Genomic DNA, 14,810 nt, shown 5'->3' with positions numbered 1-14,810 from the left:
CGAATCTGAGGACTAATCGATCATTCACTGATCTGTCAAAGGTTCATGACCCTCCATCAATGGGTTCCGGGTTCAAGTCCCGGGGGGTGCACCTCGAATCCCCGTTCTGCAGGTCTCGCCGCCTGCAGGACGGGGATTCGTTCATGTCCGGGCCTACGATGGACGCGTGAACGAAATCCTGTCCTTCGCCGGCAGCTACTGGTGGCTCGTCTTCCCGCTCTCCGGCGTGTTCGCGATCTGGGGCAGGTCGTGGTCCGAGGCGACCGAGCGACGCCACCGCCGCAAGGTCGAGCTCTACCGCCTGAAGCATCCAGGAGCCCTGCACGGCGCTCACGCCCAGCCGGAACCGCCGCAGTCCCACGGGCGCGAGCGGGACGTCCAGCACGTCGCGCGCATGCATGACGAGGTGGACCGCAAGTGGCTGTCCTACGAGCTCGACGCGGCGAAGCTGATCGACTACCCCACCATGACGGACGTGCGGGAGCCGCTGACGGTCGCCTTCCTGCGTGCCAAGCGCGTCGCCGACTCCCTCCGGCCCGAGGATCCCGCCGGCGTGTCCGCGGCGGACCTCGCGGAGTACCGGTCGGCCGTCACCTCCTACGACGTCGCGTTCCAGGTCGCCGAGACGGAGGCCCGGCGCGTACGGGTGAGCGGCTTCACCCCGCAGGAGCGGCAGCGGCTGGAGACGGCCCGGAAGCTCGTCACGGTCGCCGTCGACGACGCCGCGACCGCCGCCGAACGCCAGACGGCGTACCGGCGGGCGCGCCGCGAACTCGACGGGCTGATCGTCCTGCCGGATGCCACGATCACCGACCTCGAGGAGAGGATCGCGGGCGCCATCGACCAGCGCCGGCCCTGACCTTCCCAGCACGCCCTCCCTGGACGATAATCGCTCCTGTCATCGACAGGCGTGGCGCAGGTCACCCGGCAGGAAGCGGACATCATGGCAGCGACGATCAACACCTATCTCAACTTCAAGGACACCGCGGCGCAGGCGATGGAGTTCTACCGCTCCGTGTTCGGCGGGGAGCTGCAGAGCAGCACCTTCGGGGAGTTCCAGATGAGCGAGGACCCGGCCGAGCAGGACAAGATCATGCATTCGATGCTGACCACGCCGTCGGGTCAGGTGATCATGGCGGCCGATACGCCGAACAGCATGGAGTACACGCCGCCGGCCGGGCACTCGATCTCGATCAGCGGTGACGACGAGACCGAGCTCCGCGGGTACTGGGACGCCCTCGCGGGCAGTGGCAGCGAGATCCTCCCCCTGTCGGAGTCGCCCTGGGGCGACAGCTTCGGCATGTGCGTGGACCGCTTCGGCGTCACCTGGATGGTGAACATCGCGGGGACGGGCGCTCGCGGGCAGGAGGCCGAGGAGGGCGCGTCGAGCATCGCCTGAGGTCAGTCCCTGGATCGGGCGCCGAGCTCCAGCGTCGGCTCGTCGGTCGTGGAGAGGGTGAGCACGGCCTCCTCGATGCGCTCGTGGTCCTCGATGTCGCGCTCGACGGCGCGGAGGGCCACCGCGACGTCGTGCTCCACCCGGTCTCCCACCAGGTCGACCGCAGCCACGAGGTAGAGGCGCTCCGGTCCGACGTATTCCAGGTGCAGGTAGGTCACGCGGTCGATGCTCGCGTGCGCGCCCAGGCGCTGGGCGACCGATGCGAGCGGGGCGGGTGACACCGCCTGGCCCACGAGGAACTGGCGGTTGCGGTTGATCAGGATCACGGCGATCACCCCGAGGAGCACGCCCACGAGGATGGACCCGATGGCGTCCGGTGCGGGCGAGCCCGTGAGCTGGTGCAGCAGGATGCCGAGGAAGGCGATGAGCAGGCCGAGGAGTGCTGCCGCGTCCTCCGCGAAGACCGCGCGGAGGGTGGGGTTCGAGGTCGTCGACACGCTCTGCAGCGTGCCGGTGCCCCGTTCCTGCCCGGCCTTCCGCGCCTGCCGGAAGGCCTGCGTGAACGAGATGCCCTCGAGGACGAAGGCGATGGCGAGGACGGTGTAGGCGATGCCGTAGTCGCCTGCCGGCTCGGGCTCGAGCAGTTGCTGTATCCCGTGCGTGATGGAGACGACCGCGCCCGCGGTGAAGAGCCCGAAGGCGGCGAACATGGACCAGACGTACGCCTCGCGCCCGTACCCCATGGGGTGCGAGCGGTCGCGGTGGCGCCGTGACTTGCGTTCGGCGACGAGCAGGAAGATCTGGTTGCCGGTGTCCGCCCACGAGTGGGCGGCCTCGGCCGTCATCGAGGCGGAGCCGGTGATCATCGCCGCGAACGTCTTGGCGCCGGCGACGAGGAAGTTCGCGATGAACGCGATGATGACGGTCACGGGTTTGTCGCCGCCCGACGACCCCTGCCGCTCAGCCTCCCCGGGGCGGGTGCCGTTCCCTGCCTGCGGTGCCGTGTTCTTCATTGCCGTCCTTCTTGCCGTCCTTGTTGCCCACCTCGCGGGAGGGCGGGCGACGGGAGGGTGCGCTGTCGGCCGCACCCTCCCGTCGCCCTCGTACTGCTTCGACCTACTTCGACGCTTCCTTGTTCACGTCGGTCGGCGAGTCGAACTCCCGGTCGGGGAGGTTCTCGAGCGTTCCGAGGACGGCGTCGTCGGCGCCCTTGTCCTTCGCGTGCTTCACGAGGTCCTCCTTGGAGGCCGGGTACTCCATGCCGCCCAGTGCCTTCTGGATGTCGATCGGACTCGGATCTGCCATGTGGTGCTCCTTCGTGTCGGTTCGTTCTCCTGAAGTGCTCCCGCGGCGGGAGCACCGTCACTGGCCCAGGATCACCCGGGCAGCGTCTGTGTCACGGTCCGTCACCGTGGTGGGTGCCTCGAGGTGCACGGCGCCGGACGGGATGATGCCCGCCCCGCCGTACCGCTCCATGACACGCCACTGGGCCGCGACGTCCTCCCCGGCGTGCCCGGGCGGCAGGCGGTCCCAGAAGTCGAAGCCCCCGCACTCCACGAGGGCCTCCCGGTCGAACAGGACGCAGCCGCCCACCCAGGCGACGCGGTACAGCCTCCAGCCGCCGGGCGGGAGGGTGAGCTCGGCTGCGGCGTGCGCCAGATTGGCGGCATTGTGCAGCGGCCAGCGCGCGAAGCCCTCGGTGTCCGGGCGGATCCGTTCCGGGACCACCTCGTTCCCGGGCCACAGCGCCAGTTCGGTCCGTTCGTGTGGTCTGCGGTCGCCGAGGTAGGACAGTCCCTGGACGGCCGAGCCCACGAACCCGCACCGCGCCTCCCGCAGTGCCCGGCACAGGCGGTCCAGCGAGCCGGGCTCCAGCCAGACGTCGTTGTCGAGGAACAGGACGAAGGGCGCCCGCGCCAGTCCCAGCAGGTAGTGCCGGTGCTCGGCAAGGCCGCGGCGTGGCAGGTGGCGTTCGAGCTGCACCGGCCGGCCCTGGGCTTCGAGGACCCGCACCATGGCGCGGACCGCGGGCTGTACCCACGACGCCGTGTCCCCCTCCGTCTGGTCGCTCACGACCACGCGGAAGGCCACGCCCTCCTGCGCCGCGAGGCCCGCGAGCGTCACGGCGAGCTCCGCAGGACGCCCGAAGGACGGGATGAGCACGTCGACGGCCGGCTCGTCCGCCGTCGCGTCCAGCGCCCACTCGCCCGACCAGCGCGGGGTCACGGTGCGCCCTCCCCTCCGGGTGCGGACCGGATCCTGCGGACGACGGCCGCGGTGGAGCGCTCCGGCACGTAGTCGAGGATGCTGACGCGCCCGCCGCAGGCCTCGACGGCCGGTGCTTCCTCGAGCATCTGCGCGGTGTAGTCGCCGCCCTTCGCGTACACGTCGGGCCTCAGCAACTCGATGAGCGGCACGAGGGTGTCCGTGGCGAACACGGTCACGTAGTCCACGCAGCTCAGGGACGCGATGATGCCCGCTCGGTCCGCGATCGGATTGATGGGCCGGTCCGGGCCCTTGAGCCTGCGCACCCCGGCGTCGTCGTTGAGCGCGACCACCAGCACGTCACCGAGCTGCTTGGCCTGGTTCAGGGAGCGGGTGTGCCCGCGGTGCAACACGTCGAAGCACCCGTTGGTCAGGACGATGCGCTTGCCGGCGGCGCGGTCCTCCTCGACCCTCCGCAGGAGCTCCTGCGTGGTCAGCGCGGTGTCGGCGACCTGCTGCAGGTGACCCGTGAGGTCCGCCGTCGTGCACACGGAGGTGCCCGGCCGGTGCACCACGACGTCCGCGGCGGCCTGCGCGAGGTCGAGGCTCGTGGTGAGCGGCAGGCCCGCGGCGCGCGCGGCGGTCAGGGTCGCGACGAAGGTGTCCCCCGCCCCGGAGGCCTGCCGCTCGGTCGCCGGCCGCGCCCAGGTGCGGTGTTCCTCGCCGTCCTGCCCGAGCAGCACGGTGCCGTCCCGGTCCAGGGTCACCACGACGGCGGCGGCGTTCGTCGCCGCGAGCAGTTCGTCCCTGCGGGCGATGACGGTCGCGGCCCTGTCGGAGCGCGGGTCGAGGCGGACGGTGAGGACCTGCGCTGCCTCCTGCGCGTTCGGCGTGACGATGTCCGGCCCGAGCTCCGACCACGCAGCGGTGTCGTGGGCGTCGACGACGACGAGCGGTCCCGGTTCCGCGCCGAGGGCCCGCCCGAGTGCCGCACGGACCTCGTCGCCGAGCGCCCCCGAGCCGTAGTCGCATACGACGACGGCATCGGCACCGGCGACGGACCCCTGGACCGTGGCGGCCAGCGCGGCGAGGGCCGAGGCGGGGAGCCCGTCGTGCGTGTCGTCGAGGCGGAGCATGACCTGGTCGCCGCCGAGGATCCTGTACTTCGTGGTGGTGCCGACCCGGGGGTCCTGCAGGAGGTGGGTGGTGTCGATACCCGCATCCTCGAGGATGCCGCGCAGCCGTCGCCCGGCGTCGTCGGCGCCGATCAGGCCGCACATGCGCACGTGCGCGCCGAGCGCCGCGAGGTTCATCGCCGTGTTCGCCGCGCCACCGGCGGCGTAGTCGCGCCGCGTGATGTCCACGACCGGCGCGGGCGCCTCCCGGCAGAAGCGCTCGATGGTGCCGCTCCACCAGCCGTCCAGCATCGCGTCGCCGATCACCGTGACGGCCGGCGCGCGGTCGGCGATGGCCGCGGGGACCCAGGCGGCGAGGCCGCGGACCTCCGCGAGGTCGTCCGCGGCGTGGTCGGCCCGGGGCGCGGTGCCTCCCGTCCGGTCGGGGTGGTCCTGCAGCGCGTCGTCCATCACAGGCCCTGCTGCGGAGGGGAGCTGATGTGGACCACCTTCACGAGGGCGAACTCGTCGAGCAGCTCGGGACCGTAGCCGAAGCCCGCTCCGCTGATGCCGCGGGGCTGTGCCGATCCGCCGGGCGCGCCGCCGAAGACGGCGTTGACCTTGACCGTGCCGACCGACAGTCCGGCGATGGCCTGCTGCGCATGGGCGATGCCACCGGTCAGCACGGAGGCCGCGAGACCGTACGGGCCGGCTGCGGCGAGGCGCAGGCCCGCCTCGAAGCTGTCGACGACGGTCACGGGTGCCACCGGGCCGAAGGTCTCCTCGGTCATGACGGTCATGGCGTCGGTGCAACCGGTGAGCACGGTGGCCGGGTAGTGGGCACCCGGGCCGTCCGGCACGTGCCCGCCCTCGAGGCACTGCGCGCCGAGGCCGAGCGCCTCCGACACCTGCCCGTCCACGAGATCCCGCATGCGGCGGTCCACGAGCGGGGCGAAGTCGCCGTTCGTGTTGCGGTGCCGTGCCTCCTCGGTGAGGGCGGCGAGGAAGGGCTCGGCGATGGCCCGGTGCACGTAGATGCGTTCCACGGACGTGCAGATCTGCCCGCTGTTGGCGAAGGCACCGAGCGCAGCCTGGCCCGCGGCCCATACCGGGTCGACGTCGGCGTCGACGATCAGGGGGTCGTTACCGCCGTTCTCCCGGATGACGTGCGCCCCGGTGAGCGAGGCCGCCCGGGCGATGCGCTCCCCGGTGGCGCTCGAGCCGACGTGCGCGAAGACGTCCACGCCCGTCTCCATGGTGATCATCTGGCCCACGCCGGCACCGCCGGTCAGGGTGGTGAGCACGCCGTCGGGGAAGGCCGGCTGCAGCAGGCGCCCGAGCAGCTCCCCCACGTGGGGACACCGCTCGCTGGGCTTGTGGAGAACGGTATTGCCGGTGACGAGAGCGGCGCCGATGAGCCCGGCGGCCACGGCCACGGGGTCGTTCCACGGCGTCAGGAGTGCGGCGACCCCGCGCGGCTCGGCGACGGTGTAGTCGGTGGCGGTGACGGCTCCGCGCAGGCTGAGCCCGCGATGCACGGGGCCGAGCTCCGCGTACTGCTCGAGCGTGGCGACCCCTGCCTCGACGCCGCCGAGGGCGTCGCCGAACGGCTTGCCGGTCTCCCGCGTATTGAGTTCGGCGAGTTCGCGGGCACCGGCGCGCAGTGCCGCCGCAGCGGCCCTGAGGGCGGCCCCGCGGTCGGCGGGGCTCGTGGCTGCCCACTCGGGCTGCACGGTCCGCGCCAGGGAGACGGCGAGCGCCACCTGGTCCCGGATCGCGGAGGGCAGCGTGCCCACCTCGGTCCCGTCGCGCGGGTCGAGGATGGTGAGGGAGCCTTCGTCCTGCACGTCGAGCAGGGGGTGTGCCTCGGAGTTGATGGACATTGCGCTCCTTGGTGTCGTGTCGTGTACCGCCGCGGCGTTCTCCGGCGGCACGCCTACTGGTCCCGTACCCGCCTCCGGTGCTTTCACACAGGGCCCCCGCCGATTTCTGCACCGCCTCCGTGCGGTCATCAGCACGCTTAGCATATGGTGGCACGAGGATGAGCAGCGGGTCTCCTGTTCCCGGCGGCGGCATTGACAGCGCGGATCACGCCTGCCGGTGGCGTGCTACGGGAAGGCCCGCCGCGCAGGGACCGCGATCAGCGACGGGAACGGGGAGAACGTGACAGGGCAAGGGAACACGACGGCGGACTTCGGCGGGCGGCAGGATGCGGCGCGGGCGGTGGGTCCGGTGCTCGCGCCGTTCGAGGGCGTCCGGAGGATCGCCGTCCTGCGCGGCGGCGGCCTCGGCGATCTCATGTTCGCCCTGCCCGCCATCGCGGCGCTGAAGAAGCGCTACTCGGAGGCCGCGATCACCCTCCTCGGCATGCCCGGCCACGCAGCGCTCCTCGAGGGCAGGCCCGGCCCGGTGTCGACGGTCCTGGAGCTGCCCGTCTCCCGCGGTGTCCGCCCCGGCGACGAGAATCCGCAGGCCGTCGAGGGGTTCTTCGCCGCGACCCGCGGGACCTTCGATCTCGCCGTGCAGCTCCACGGCGGCGGCCGCAACTCCAATCCGTTCCTCCTGCGGCTCGGGGCCCGGCACACCATCGGCACGCGCACGCCCGACGCCGTGGCGCTGGAGCGGACCATCCCCTACGTCTACTACCAGCACGAGGTGTTCCGTGCCCTGGAGGTGGTCGGGCTGGCCGGTGCGGTGCCGGTGGACCTCGAACCGCGGGTGGAGGTCACTCCGGCGGAGATCGCCCGGGCCGCGGAGCTCACGGGCGGGGGCGCCGTCGTCGCCCTGCATCCCGGGGCCACGGATCCGCGCAGGAGGTGGCCGTCGTCGTCGTTCGCGGAGGTCGCGGTGCGCGCCGCGGCGGACGGCTGCGAGGTGGTGGTGGTCGGGGACTCCACGGATGTCCCGGCCGCCGAGGAGATCGTGCGCCTGGCGCTCGAGCAGGATCCGACGGCGGACGTCCGCTCGCTCGCCGGCCGGCTGAGCCTCGGCGAGCTGGCGGGGGTGCTGGCACGCAGCGCGGTGATGGTCGGCAACGACAGCGGACCCCGGCACCTGGCACAGGCCGTCGGCACCCCGACGGTGGGCGTCTACTGGATCGGCAACGTGATCAACGCCGGGGCGATGGGGCGCAGCCTCCACCGGGTGCATTTCTCCTGGGTGACGCAGTGCCCCGTGTGCGGGGTGGACGTCACGCAGGTGGGCTGGACGGCCGAACGCTGCGAGCACGACGACTCGTTCGTTGCGACCGTCCAGCCCGGCGCCGTCTACGCGGACGTGGCCGAACTCAGGGCCACGAGCCTTCTTCTGCGTGGGCGATGACCATCTCGCGGATCTCGCAGCTCTTGGGCTGCGAGAGCGCGAAGAGGATCGCCTCGGCCACGCGCTCGGGGTCGTTGAGGCGTGAGTCGTCCTGCGGCTTGTACTGCTCGTCGCGGTCGTCGAAGAACCGGGTCTTCATGCCGCCGGGGATGATCGTGGTGACGCCGATCTGTCCCGCGGTCTCGGCGGCCAGTGCCTGCGAGAAGCCCATGACACCGAACTTCGAGGCGCAGTAGGCCGTCGCGTCGCCCACGGCCTTGATGCCGAGCGTGGAGGCGATCGTGACCACCCGCCCGTGCGTCTGCTTCAGGTACGGCAGGGCCGCGCGCGCGGTCGACGCGGTGCCCATCAGGTTCACGCCGATCACCTTCTCCCACTGGTCCGCGGGCACGGTGTCGAGCGCCCCGCAGCGGTCGATGCCGGCGGCGGTGACGACGGCGTCGAGCCCGTCCATCGTCTCCGCGGCCTCCCTGACGGCCGCCTCGACGGCCTCGCGGTCGGCTACGTCGACCTCGAACGCCTTGACGCCGGTCACGCGGCTGATGTCGCGGTCGAGCACCACGGGGGTGCCGCCCGCAGCGAGGACGCCCTGCACGATGGCCGCGCCGAGGCCGGAGCCCCCGCCGGTCACCAGGACGCGTCCCGGGTTGAAGCCGCTGCCTGCCGGGCTTGCTGTCGTGTTCTCGGTCATGCTGTTCCTTTCGTTGCGTTGCTCCCGGCCGGCTGGATCGGGCCGAGGGCGTCTCTGCAGCGCGTCAGCCGACTCGGGCGAGCGCGGCTGCAAGTTTCGTGGTGGAGCGGGCCGGGATGTAGGGGACGGTGACCGTCCTGCCGCCCCAGCTGCTCACGAGGGCGGCCTCGGGCAGGTCCTCGGCCGCGTAGTCCCCGCCCTTGACCCAGATGTCGGGCTGGAGGCGGGAGATCGCGTTCTCCGGCGTCGATTCGCCGAAGACGAGCACAGCGTCCACGCATTCGAGGGCGGAGAGCAGTTCGGCCCGGTCCTCCTGCTTGATGATGGGCCGGCTCTCGCCCTTCAGGCCCCGGACGGACTCGTCGGAGTTGAGGAGGACGATCAGGCAGTCACCGAGCTGCCGGGCGGCCGCGAGGGTGCGGGCATGCCCCGCGTGGAGGAGGTCGAAGCAGCCGCCCGTCGCGACGACCGTCCCGCCGGCCTCCCGCGTGCGGCGCGCGACGTCCAGGGCGTCGATCCCGTCGACGGGCAGCTGCTGCGGCGTTTCCAGCCGACGGCCCATCGCGCTCACGCCCCCGGAGCCGAGGAAGCGCGCGGCGGCCTCCGTGGCCTGCTGGGCTGCGGCGTCGATGGGATCGCCTGCGGCGAGGCCGACGGCGAGCGCCGAGGCGAACCGGTCACCCGCGCCGCAGGGGTCCGTGGCGTTGACCTTCGGAGCGGGGACCACCTGCGGCAGGAGGCCCGCCGCGGCGACGAGCGCCCCGTGCTCCCCCATGGTGACGAGTACGGCAAGGCTGCGCCATGAGGCGAGGAGGACGTCGGCGGCGGCCGCGGCGGCACGCGTGCCCGACCCCTGCAGGTCCGCGAACCGGAGCGCCTCGCCGATGTTGGGGGTCACCGCGGCGACACCCGGGACGGGCAGCACACCCGCCGGGTGCGGGTCCCAGACCACGGGGGTGGTCCCGGCAAGTGCTTCGAGCCGCGTACGCAGTGCCTCGTTGGCGAGGAGCCCGCGCCCGTAGTCCGCGACGACGATGGCGTCGGCGCCGTCGAGCGCCGCCAGCATGTCCTCCGTGCAGTCCGGGGCAGGGGGCGTCGCGCAGCCCTCGTCGAACCGCACGACGGGCTGTCCGGACGCCCGCACGCGGGTCTTGACGGGGGTCGGGGCGCCGGAGGGGCCCGCCACCACGGTGATGCCCTCGAGTTCGGCGCGCAGCAGTCCCGCGGCGTCGTCCTCCCCGAGCACCGTGACGAGGACCGCCTCGTGGCCGTCGGCCTCGAGCATGCGCGCCACGAGCCCCGCACCGCCGGCGCGGCGCCGTACGGCGTCGACGTCCACGACCGGCACGGGCGCGTCCGGTGACAGGCGCCCTGCATCGCCCGAGAGGTCCGTGTCGAGCAGGACGTCCCCGACCACCACGATCCTCATCGCTGCTCCTCCTGGCGGCGGCGGCGCACCTCGGCGTCGAAGGCCCGGCAGATGGCGTGGAGCGCGATCAGGTGGCCCTCCTGTGCGTTGGCGGATTTCGCGTCGATGGCCACGAAGTCGTCCACCCGCTCGGTCAGCGGGTTCGGGCCTGCAGCCGTGAGCGCCCACGTGGTGACACCGGCCGCCCGGGCCGCGTCCACCGCATGGAGCAGGTTGGGGCTCTTGCCGCTCGTGCTCAGCAGCAGGAGGATGTCGCCCCGGCGCCCGTGCGCGGTCACCTGGCGGGCGAACATGTGGTCGAACCCGTAGTCGTTGGCGATCGCCGTGACGGCGGAGCTCTCCGCGTGGAGGGCGATCGCGGAGAACGGCTCGCGTTCGCCGTCGAACCGGCCCACGAGTTCGGCGGTGAGGTGCTGGGCCTCGGCTGCGGATCCACCATTACCGGCGGCGAGCAGGCGTCGGCCCGCCATCAGCCGGTCCGCCATCTCGACACCCCAGCCGGCGAGGGTGCCGACGTTCTGCAGGAGGGACTCGATGGCGGGGGCGACGGACCGCAGGTGGTCGGTCACGATGCGGCGGGACTCCGCATCGGGGTGCGCCGGGCCCCCCTGCGCGCCTGCGGCGTGCGGACTGCGGACGGGCACCGCGGGATCCGCGGTGCTGTCGGTGCTGACGGTGCTGACGGTGCTGACGTCGGTGATCTGAGTGGTGGTCACAGTGCCCTGCCTCCCGTGCTTTCGAGTCGACGCGCGGCGTTCCGCCGCGCTGTGGCCGGCTGTGCGGGCGCTGCCGCGCCCAGGGCCGTCTGGTATGCCTTCTCCGTGTCGGCGGCGATCCGGCTCCACGAGTAGCGGGCCTTCACGCGGCGGTAGCCGTTGGCGCCGAGTTCACGGGCCCACTCGGGGTCCGACACCACGTCGCCGACGGCCGCCGCGATGGCCGCCGGGTCCTGCGGCGGGACGTGGAGGCCGGTCTTGCCGTCCACCACGGTGTCGACGAGGCCACCCACGGCGGCGGCGATCACGGGGACGCCGCACGCCATCGCCTCGAGCGGCACGATCCCGAACGGTTCGTACCATGGAGCGCAAACCACGGCGTCGGCGCTCCGCAGGACCGCCGGCATCTCCGCCCGCGAGACCTGCCCCCGCAGCACCACGCGGTCGCCGACGCCCAGTTCGGCCGCGAGCGCGGTGAGCCGCTGCGCCTCGGGATCCTCCTCGAGGCTCGCCGAGTTGCCGGAGCCGCCCACGATGACGAGCTCGACGTCGTCGCGTCCCCGGGCGGAGAGGTCGGCCATCGCGCGGATGACGAGGTCCATGCCCTTGCGCGGCACGAGCCGTCCCACGCTGACGATCCGGTGGGCGCGCCCGCGCTCCTCGACCGGGCCCTGCGGGCTGAACAGCTCGAGGTCCACGCCGCAGGGGGCTATCGAGACGCGGCTGCCGGGCACCCCCATGGCCTTGAGCTCGAAGACCTCGTCGGAGCAGGTAGCGACGATCCGGTCGGCGCTGCGGCCCACCATCGCCTCGAGCATGAGCCGCTCGGACGGACTGGTGTCGTCACCGCCCTGGTGGCGGCGCTTGACAGTTCCGAGCGCATGGAACGTCTGGACCACCTGCACGGGGCGGCCGGCGCTGCGGGACTGGCGGGCGGCGTCGAGCGCAGCGATGCCGGACATCCAGAAATGCCCGTGGACGATGTCCGGTGCGTCCTCGCCCCAGTCCTCGACGATGCCCTCGGCGAGTTCGCTCATGTAGGGCAGCAGCATGTCCTTGGGGACGCTCCGGACCGGACCGGCCGTGACGTGGACGACCTCCAACCGGGGTTGCGTCCGCACCCGGTCGGGCAGGGCGGCGTCGTCCCGGCGCGTGTACACCGTGACGTCGTGGCCGCGCCGCGCCAGTGCGAGGGACAGCTCGGCCACGTGCACGTTCTGCCCTCCTGCATCGACGCCGCCCAGTGCTGCGAGCGGGCTGGCGTGCTCGGACACCATCGAGATCCTCACAGCGCTTTCCTTTCTGTTGCGGCCAGGACCCGGTGCCGCTGGGGCACCCGCGCCAGGACGTCGTCCCAGTCCGCGAGGAACCGGGCGAGTCCGTACCGTGCGAGTGCCGCTTCCCGTGCGACGAGTCCCCGGGCCCTGGCCTCGTCCGGGTCCTCGATGAGGCGCGCGGCCATCCGGACGAGGTCGTCGATGCTCGTCGAGATCGCCCCGGCCTCGGGTGGCACGGCGCGGGCGGCCTCGGTCGTCGCGAGCGCCAGCACGGGGAGTCCCACGTGCATCGCCTCGAGGAGGGAGAGTCCGAGGGAGGTCCACCGGAGTGGGTGCACGTAGGCCCGCGAGCGCCCGAGCCGGGCGTGCAGGTGTGCCATGGGGAGGTCGCCGCCGATCCGCAGCTCCCCCGGGCCGAGGTCCAGGGCGTCGGCGAGCCGGTCCGTGCCCATGCCGAAGACCTCGAGCGGGGCCACTCCAGCGAAGCGCGGGAGCAGGTCCGTGCCGGTGACCCGGCCGCGCCGGACCGGTTCGTTGATGACGGCGGCGAGCTGCTCGAGTTCCCCCGTGTAGAGGTAGCCGGGGTCGACGATGCCGTGCTCGATCACCGTGGTCCTCGCGACGCCGTTGTCCCAGAACAGCTCGTTGAAGTGCGTCACGTGCACCACCGGGATGTCCGTCCGCTCGGCCAGGGGGTGCACCGTGCCGACGATGTCGCGGCGCGGCGTGTTGTGCTCGAGGAAGACGGCCGGCAGGTCGCGTCCCGGCGTGCGGCCGAGGAGGCGCTCGCACTCCGCGATCTCCTCGATGCGCTGCAGCACGACCACGTCGATGCCGGCGTCGGCGAGGTCGTGGGGTGCCACCTCGATGACGGACGCGGGCCAGTCGCGGCCCGCCCGGCCCAGTCCCCAGGCCCCGCCGTCGGGCGTGGTGGGCAGCACATAGGTGTGCTCACCCCTGACGAAGGCGTCGGTCCACCCTCCGTGGACGTGCCATAACAGGATCCTCATCGGTTTCCCCTCGTTGTTCTGCGGCCGTCGGTGCGGCCGATGCTGCGGCGTGAGCCGAGTGACGACACTCCGGAGCTGAGCCGGAGCACGGCGTCGACGACGTCCTCGGGCGAGACGGTGGACAGGCAGGGATGCCCCTGGACGGGGCAGATCCGGGCCCTGCTGAGCGCACAGGCGGCGTCCTGGTCGCCGAGCAGTTCGACGGGGACGCGGTACGGCGCCCACCGGATCGCCGGCACGACCGGCGAGAACAGGCAGACCACCGGGGTCCCCACCGCCGCGGCGAGGTGCGCCGGGCCGGTGTTCCCCGTGATCACCACCGAGGCTCCCGCGAGGACGGAACCCAGGGCCGCGAGGTCGGTCCGGCCGCCGAGGTCGAGGGCCTCCGGGCCGGCGACGGTGGAGGTCAGGTCGGTCTCTCCCGGCCCGCCCGTGACGACGACGCGGAACCCGGCGGCGGTGAGGAGTTCGACGGCGGCGGCGTGGTGGAGCGGCGGCCACGCGCGTGCGGGCACCGACGCACCGGGATGGACGACGACGTACGGCCCCTTGCCCACGAGTCCGGACGCGTCGGTGAGACCGGTGACCTGGAGCCGGCCGTCGTCGTCGGCCGGCAGGGCGTAGCCCGCGGCCTCCGCGATGCCGAGCGCGCGCTCGGCCTCGGGCTGGTCCTCGGGGAAGTCCTCGCCGGGCTTGAGCCGGACGTCGAGGAGCGAGCCGGCGTAGTCCACCGAGGCACCCGCGATCCGGCGGACGCCCGCGAGCCGGAGCAGCAGGGCGAGGGGCAGGGGCGACTGGTGGAACGAGGTCAGCAGCACCGCCTCGTCGACGCCGAGAGCCACCACGGCGTCGTGCAGCTCACGCACGAGTTCCGGCGTGGGCTCCGGCGCGGGGTCGATGATCCAGGGTGCGGACCACGTGAGCACCTCGACGACGCCCGGCAGGAGGCGGGCCGCGGCGGCGCCCTGCGGGCCGCACAGCATGACGACGTCGTTCGGGGAGTCGCCGTGGTCCCCGGCGGCGACGGCGCGGACGGCCGGCCCGGCGAGCAGGACGTCGCCGGCGCTGTCGAGGCGGGCGACGAGGACGCGCCGCCTCACGGGGTGCCCGCCCAGAGGGTCTCGACGGCCTCCGCGAGGTCCCGGGCGACGGCGGGGGCGTCCCGGATCTCCTCCTCGAGCGTGATGTCGGTCGGCACCAGCACGCCGCGGGCACCGGCGGCAGCGGCGGCGCCCATGTCCGCCCCGATGTCGCCGATCACGGCGACGTCGGTGGGGTCGAGGCCCAGCCGTGCACTGGCGGAGAGGACCATGCCCGGGCCGGGCTTGCGGCACGCGCAGCCGTCGTCGGCACCGTGCGGGCAGACCTCCCACACCGCGAAGGGGCCGAGCAGGTCCTCGACGCGGGCGTTGACCGCGTCGACCTGCTCCCGCGTGACGTAGCCGCGGGCGATGCCCGACTGGTTGGTGACCACGCCCAGCGGGATGCCGCGGGAGCGGAGGCCGTCGAGCACCTCACGGGCACCCGGCATCGGTTGCACGAGGGAGGGGTCGCCGTTGTACGGGACGTCCACGACGATGGTCCCGTCGCGGTCGAACAGGACCGCCTGAGGGGCTGTCCGCGGGAGTCCGGCCGAAGTATGCATAC

15 protein-coding genes are annotated in these 14,810 nt (G+C 72.8%); 3 read left to right on the top strand and 12 right to left on the bottom strand.

Annotation, left to right across the window (positions count from 1 at the left end; genetic code table 11):
- Positions 1-166 precede the first annotated feature (166 nt).
- Positions 167-859 carry a hypothetical protein gene (locus AC4D2O_RS18565; RefSeq protein WP_490908868.1) on the top strand — a complete coding sequence of 231 codons (693 nt, stop codon included), beginning with the start codon at positions 167-169 and terminating at the stop codon, positions 857-859.
- Positions 860-943: 84 nt separating this feature from the next.
- Entirely contained in the window at positions 944-1,399 is a 456-nt protein-coding gene (locus AC4D2O_RS18560) for a VOC family protein (RefSeq protein WP_490908871.1), read from the top strand.
- 2 nt (positions 1,400-1,401) lie between these two features.
- On the opposite strand, the gene AC4D2O_RS18555 is transcribed toward AC4D2O_RS18560, so the two are convergent.
- The 5 genes from AC4D2O_RS18555 to AC4D2O_RS18535 all read right to left on the bottom strand — a co-directional run bounded on the left by AC4D2O_RS18555 (position 1,402) and on the right by AC4D2O_RS18535 (position 6,602).
- On the bottom strand, positions 1,402-2,412 hold the full coding sequence (locus AC4D2O_RS18555) for a cation diffusion facilitator family transporter (protein ID WP_490908867.1): 1,011 nt from the start codon (positions 2,410-2,412) through the stop codon (positions 1,402-1,404).
- Between the two features lie 103 nt (positions 2,413-2,515).
- Positions 2,516-2,704 (bottom strand): DUF2795 domain-containing protein, encoded by a 189-nt coding sequence (locus tag AC4D2O_RS18550; RefSeq protein WP_104051249.1) that lies wholly within the window; start codon positions 2,702-2,704, stop codon positions 2,516-2,518.
- Positions 2,705-2,761: 57 nt separating this feature from the next.
- A complete protein-coding gene (locus tag AC4D2O_RS18545) occupies positions 2,762-3,625 on the bottom strand; it encodes a glycosyltransferase (RefSeq protein WP_490908866.1) in 864 nt (287 codons plus the stop codon).
- A complete protein-coding gene (locus AC4D2O_RS18540) occupies positions 3,622-5,190 on the bottom strand; it encodes a PfkB family carbohydrate kinase (protein WP_490908865.1) in 1,569 nt (522 codons plus the stop codon). Before AC4D2O_RS18540 ends, AC4D2O_RS18545 begins: the two co-directional genes overlap by 4 nt.
- On the bottom strand, positions 5,190-6,602 hold the full coding sequence (locus tag AC4D2O_RS18535) for an aldehyde dehydrogenase family protein (protein WP_490908863.1): 1,413 nt from the start codon (positions 6,600-6,602) through the stop codon (positions 5,190-5,192). Before AC4D2O_RS18535 ends, AC4D2O_RS18540 begins: the two co-directional genes overlap by 1 nt.
- A 280-nt stretch (positions 6,603-6,882) precedes the next feature.
- On the opposite strand from AC4D2O_RS18535, the gene AC4D2O_RS18530 reads away from it, so the two are divergent.
- Positions 6,883-8,040, top strand: coding sequence for a glycosyltransferase family 9 protein (locus tag AC4D2O_RS18530; RefSeq protein WP_490908861.1), 1,158 nt, complete (start codon positions 6,883-6,885; stop codon positions 8,038-8,040).
- Here AC4D2O_RS18530 and AC4D2O_RS18525 read toward each other — a convergent pair.
- From AC4D2O_RS18525 to AC4D2O_RS18495, 7 genes are all read right to left on the bottom strand, one after another.
- Positions 8,006-8,731: an SDR family oxidoreductase gene (locus tag AC4D2O_RS18525; protein ID WP_490908860.1), complete on the bottom strand. Its 726-nt coding sequence runs from the start codon at positions 8,729-8,731 to the stop codon at positions 8,006-8,008. The genes AC4D2O_RS18530 and AC4D2O_RS18525 overlap by 35 nt on opposite strands.
- 64 nt (positions 8,732-8,795) lie before the next feature.
- Positions 8,796-10,160 carry a PfkB family carbohydrate kinase gene (locus tag AC4D2O_RS18520; protein WP_490908859.1) on the bottom strand — a complete coding sequence of 455 codons (1,365 nt, stop codon included), beginning with the start codon at positions 10,158-10,160 and terminating at the stop codon, positions 8,796-8,798.
- Entirely contained in the window at positions 10,157-10,876 is a 720-nt protein-coding gene (locus tag AC4D2O_RS18515; RefSeq protein ID WP_490908858.1) for a D-sedoheptulose-7-phosphate isomerase, read from the bottom strand. The genes AC4D2O_RS18520 and AC4D2O_RS18515 overlap by 4 nt, the downstream gene beginning before the upstream one ends.
- Positions 10,873-12,165, bottom strand: a complete 1,293-nt coding sequence (locus tag AC4D2O_RS18510; protein ID WP_490908857.1) for a glycosyltransferase — start codon at positions 12,163-12,165, stop codon at positions 10,873-10,875. The genes AC4D2O_RS18515 and AC4D2O_RS18510 overlap by 4 nt, the downstream gene beginning before the upstream one ends.
- Complete coding sequence (locus AC4D2O_RS18505; RefSeq protein ID WP_490908856.1) at positions 12,162-13,163, bottom strand: glycosyltransferase; 1,002 nt, start codon at positions 13,161-13,163, stop codon at positions 12,162-12,164. The genes AC4D2O_RS18510 and AC4D2O_RS18505 overlap by 4 nt, the downstream gene beginning before the upstream one ends.
- Positions 13,160-14,263 (bottom strand): glycosyltransferase family 9 protein, encoded by a 1,104-nt coding sequence (locus AC4D2O_RS18500; protein WP_490908855.1) that lies wholly within the window; start codon positions 14,261-14,263, stop codon positions 13,160-13,162. Before AC4D2O_RS18500 ends, AC4D2O_RS18505 begins: the two co-directional genes overlap by 4 nt.
- Positions 14,260-14,808 carry a D-glycero-alpha-D-manno-heptose-1,7-bisphosphate 7-phosphatase gene (locus AC4D2O_RS18495; RefSeq protein WP_490908854.1) on the bottom strand — a complete coding sequence of 183 codons (549 nt, stop codon included), beginning with the start codon at positions 14,806-14,808 and terminating at the stop codon, positions 14,260-14,262. Before AC4D2O_RS18495 ends, AC4D2O_RS18500 begins: the two co-directional genes overlap by 4 nt.
- Between the last annotated feature and the right edge of the window lie 2 nt (positions 14,809-14,810).

Source organism: Arthrobacter sp. TJ-238 (assembly GCF_058269215.1).
This window is presented reverse-complemented; position numbering and strand designations above follow the sequence as displayed.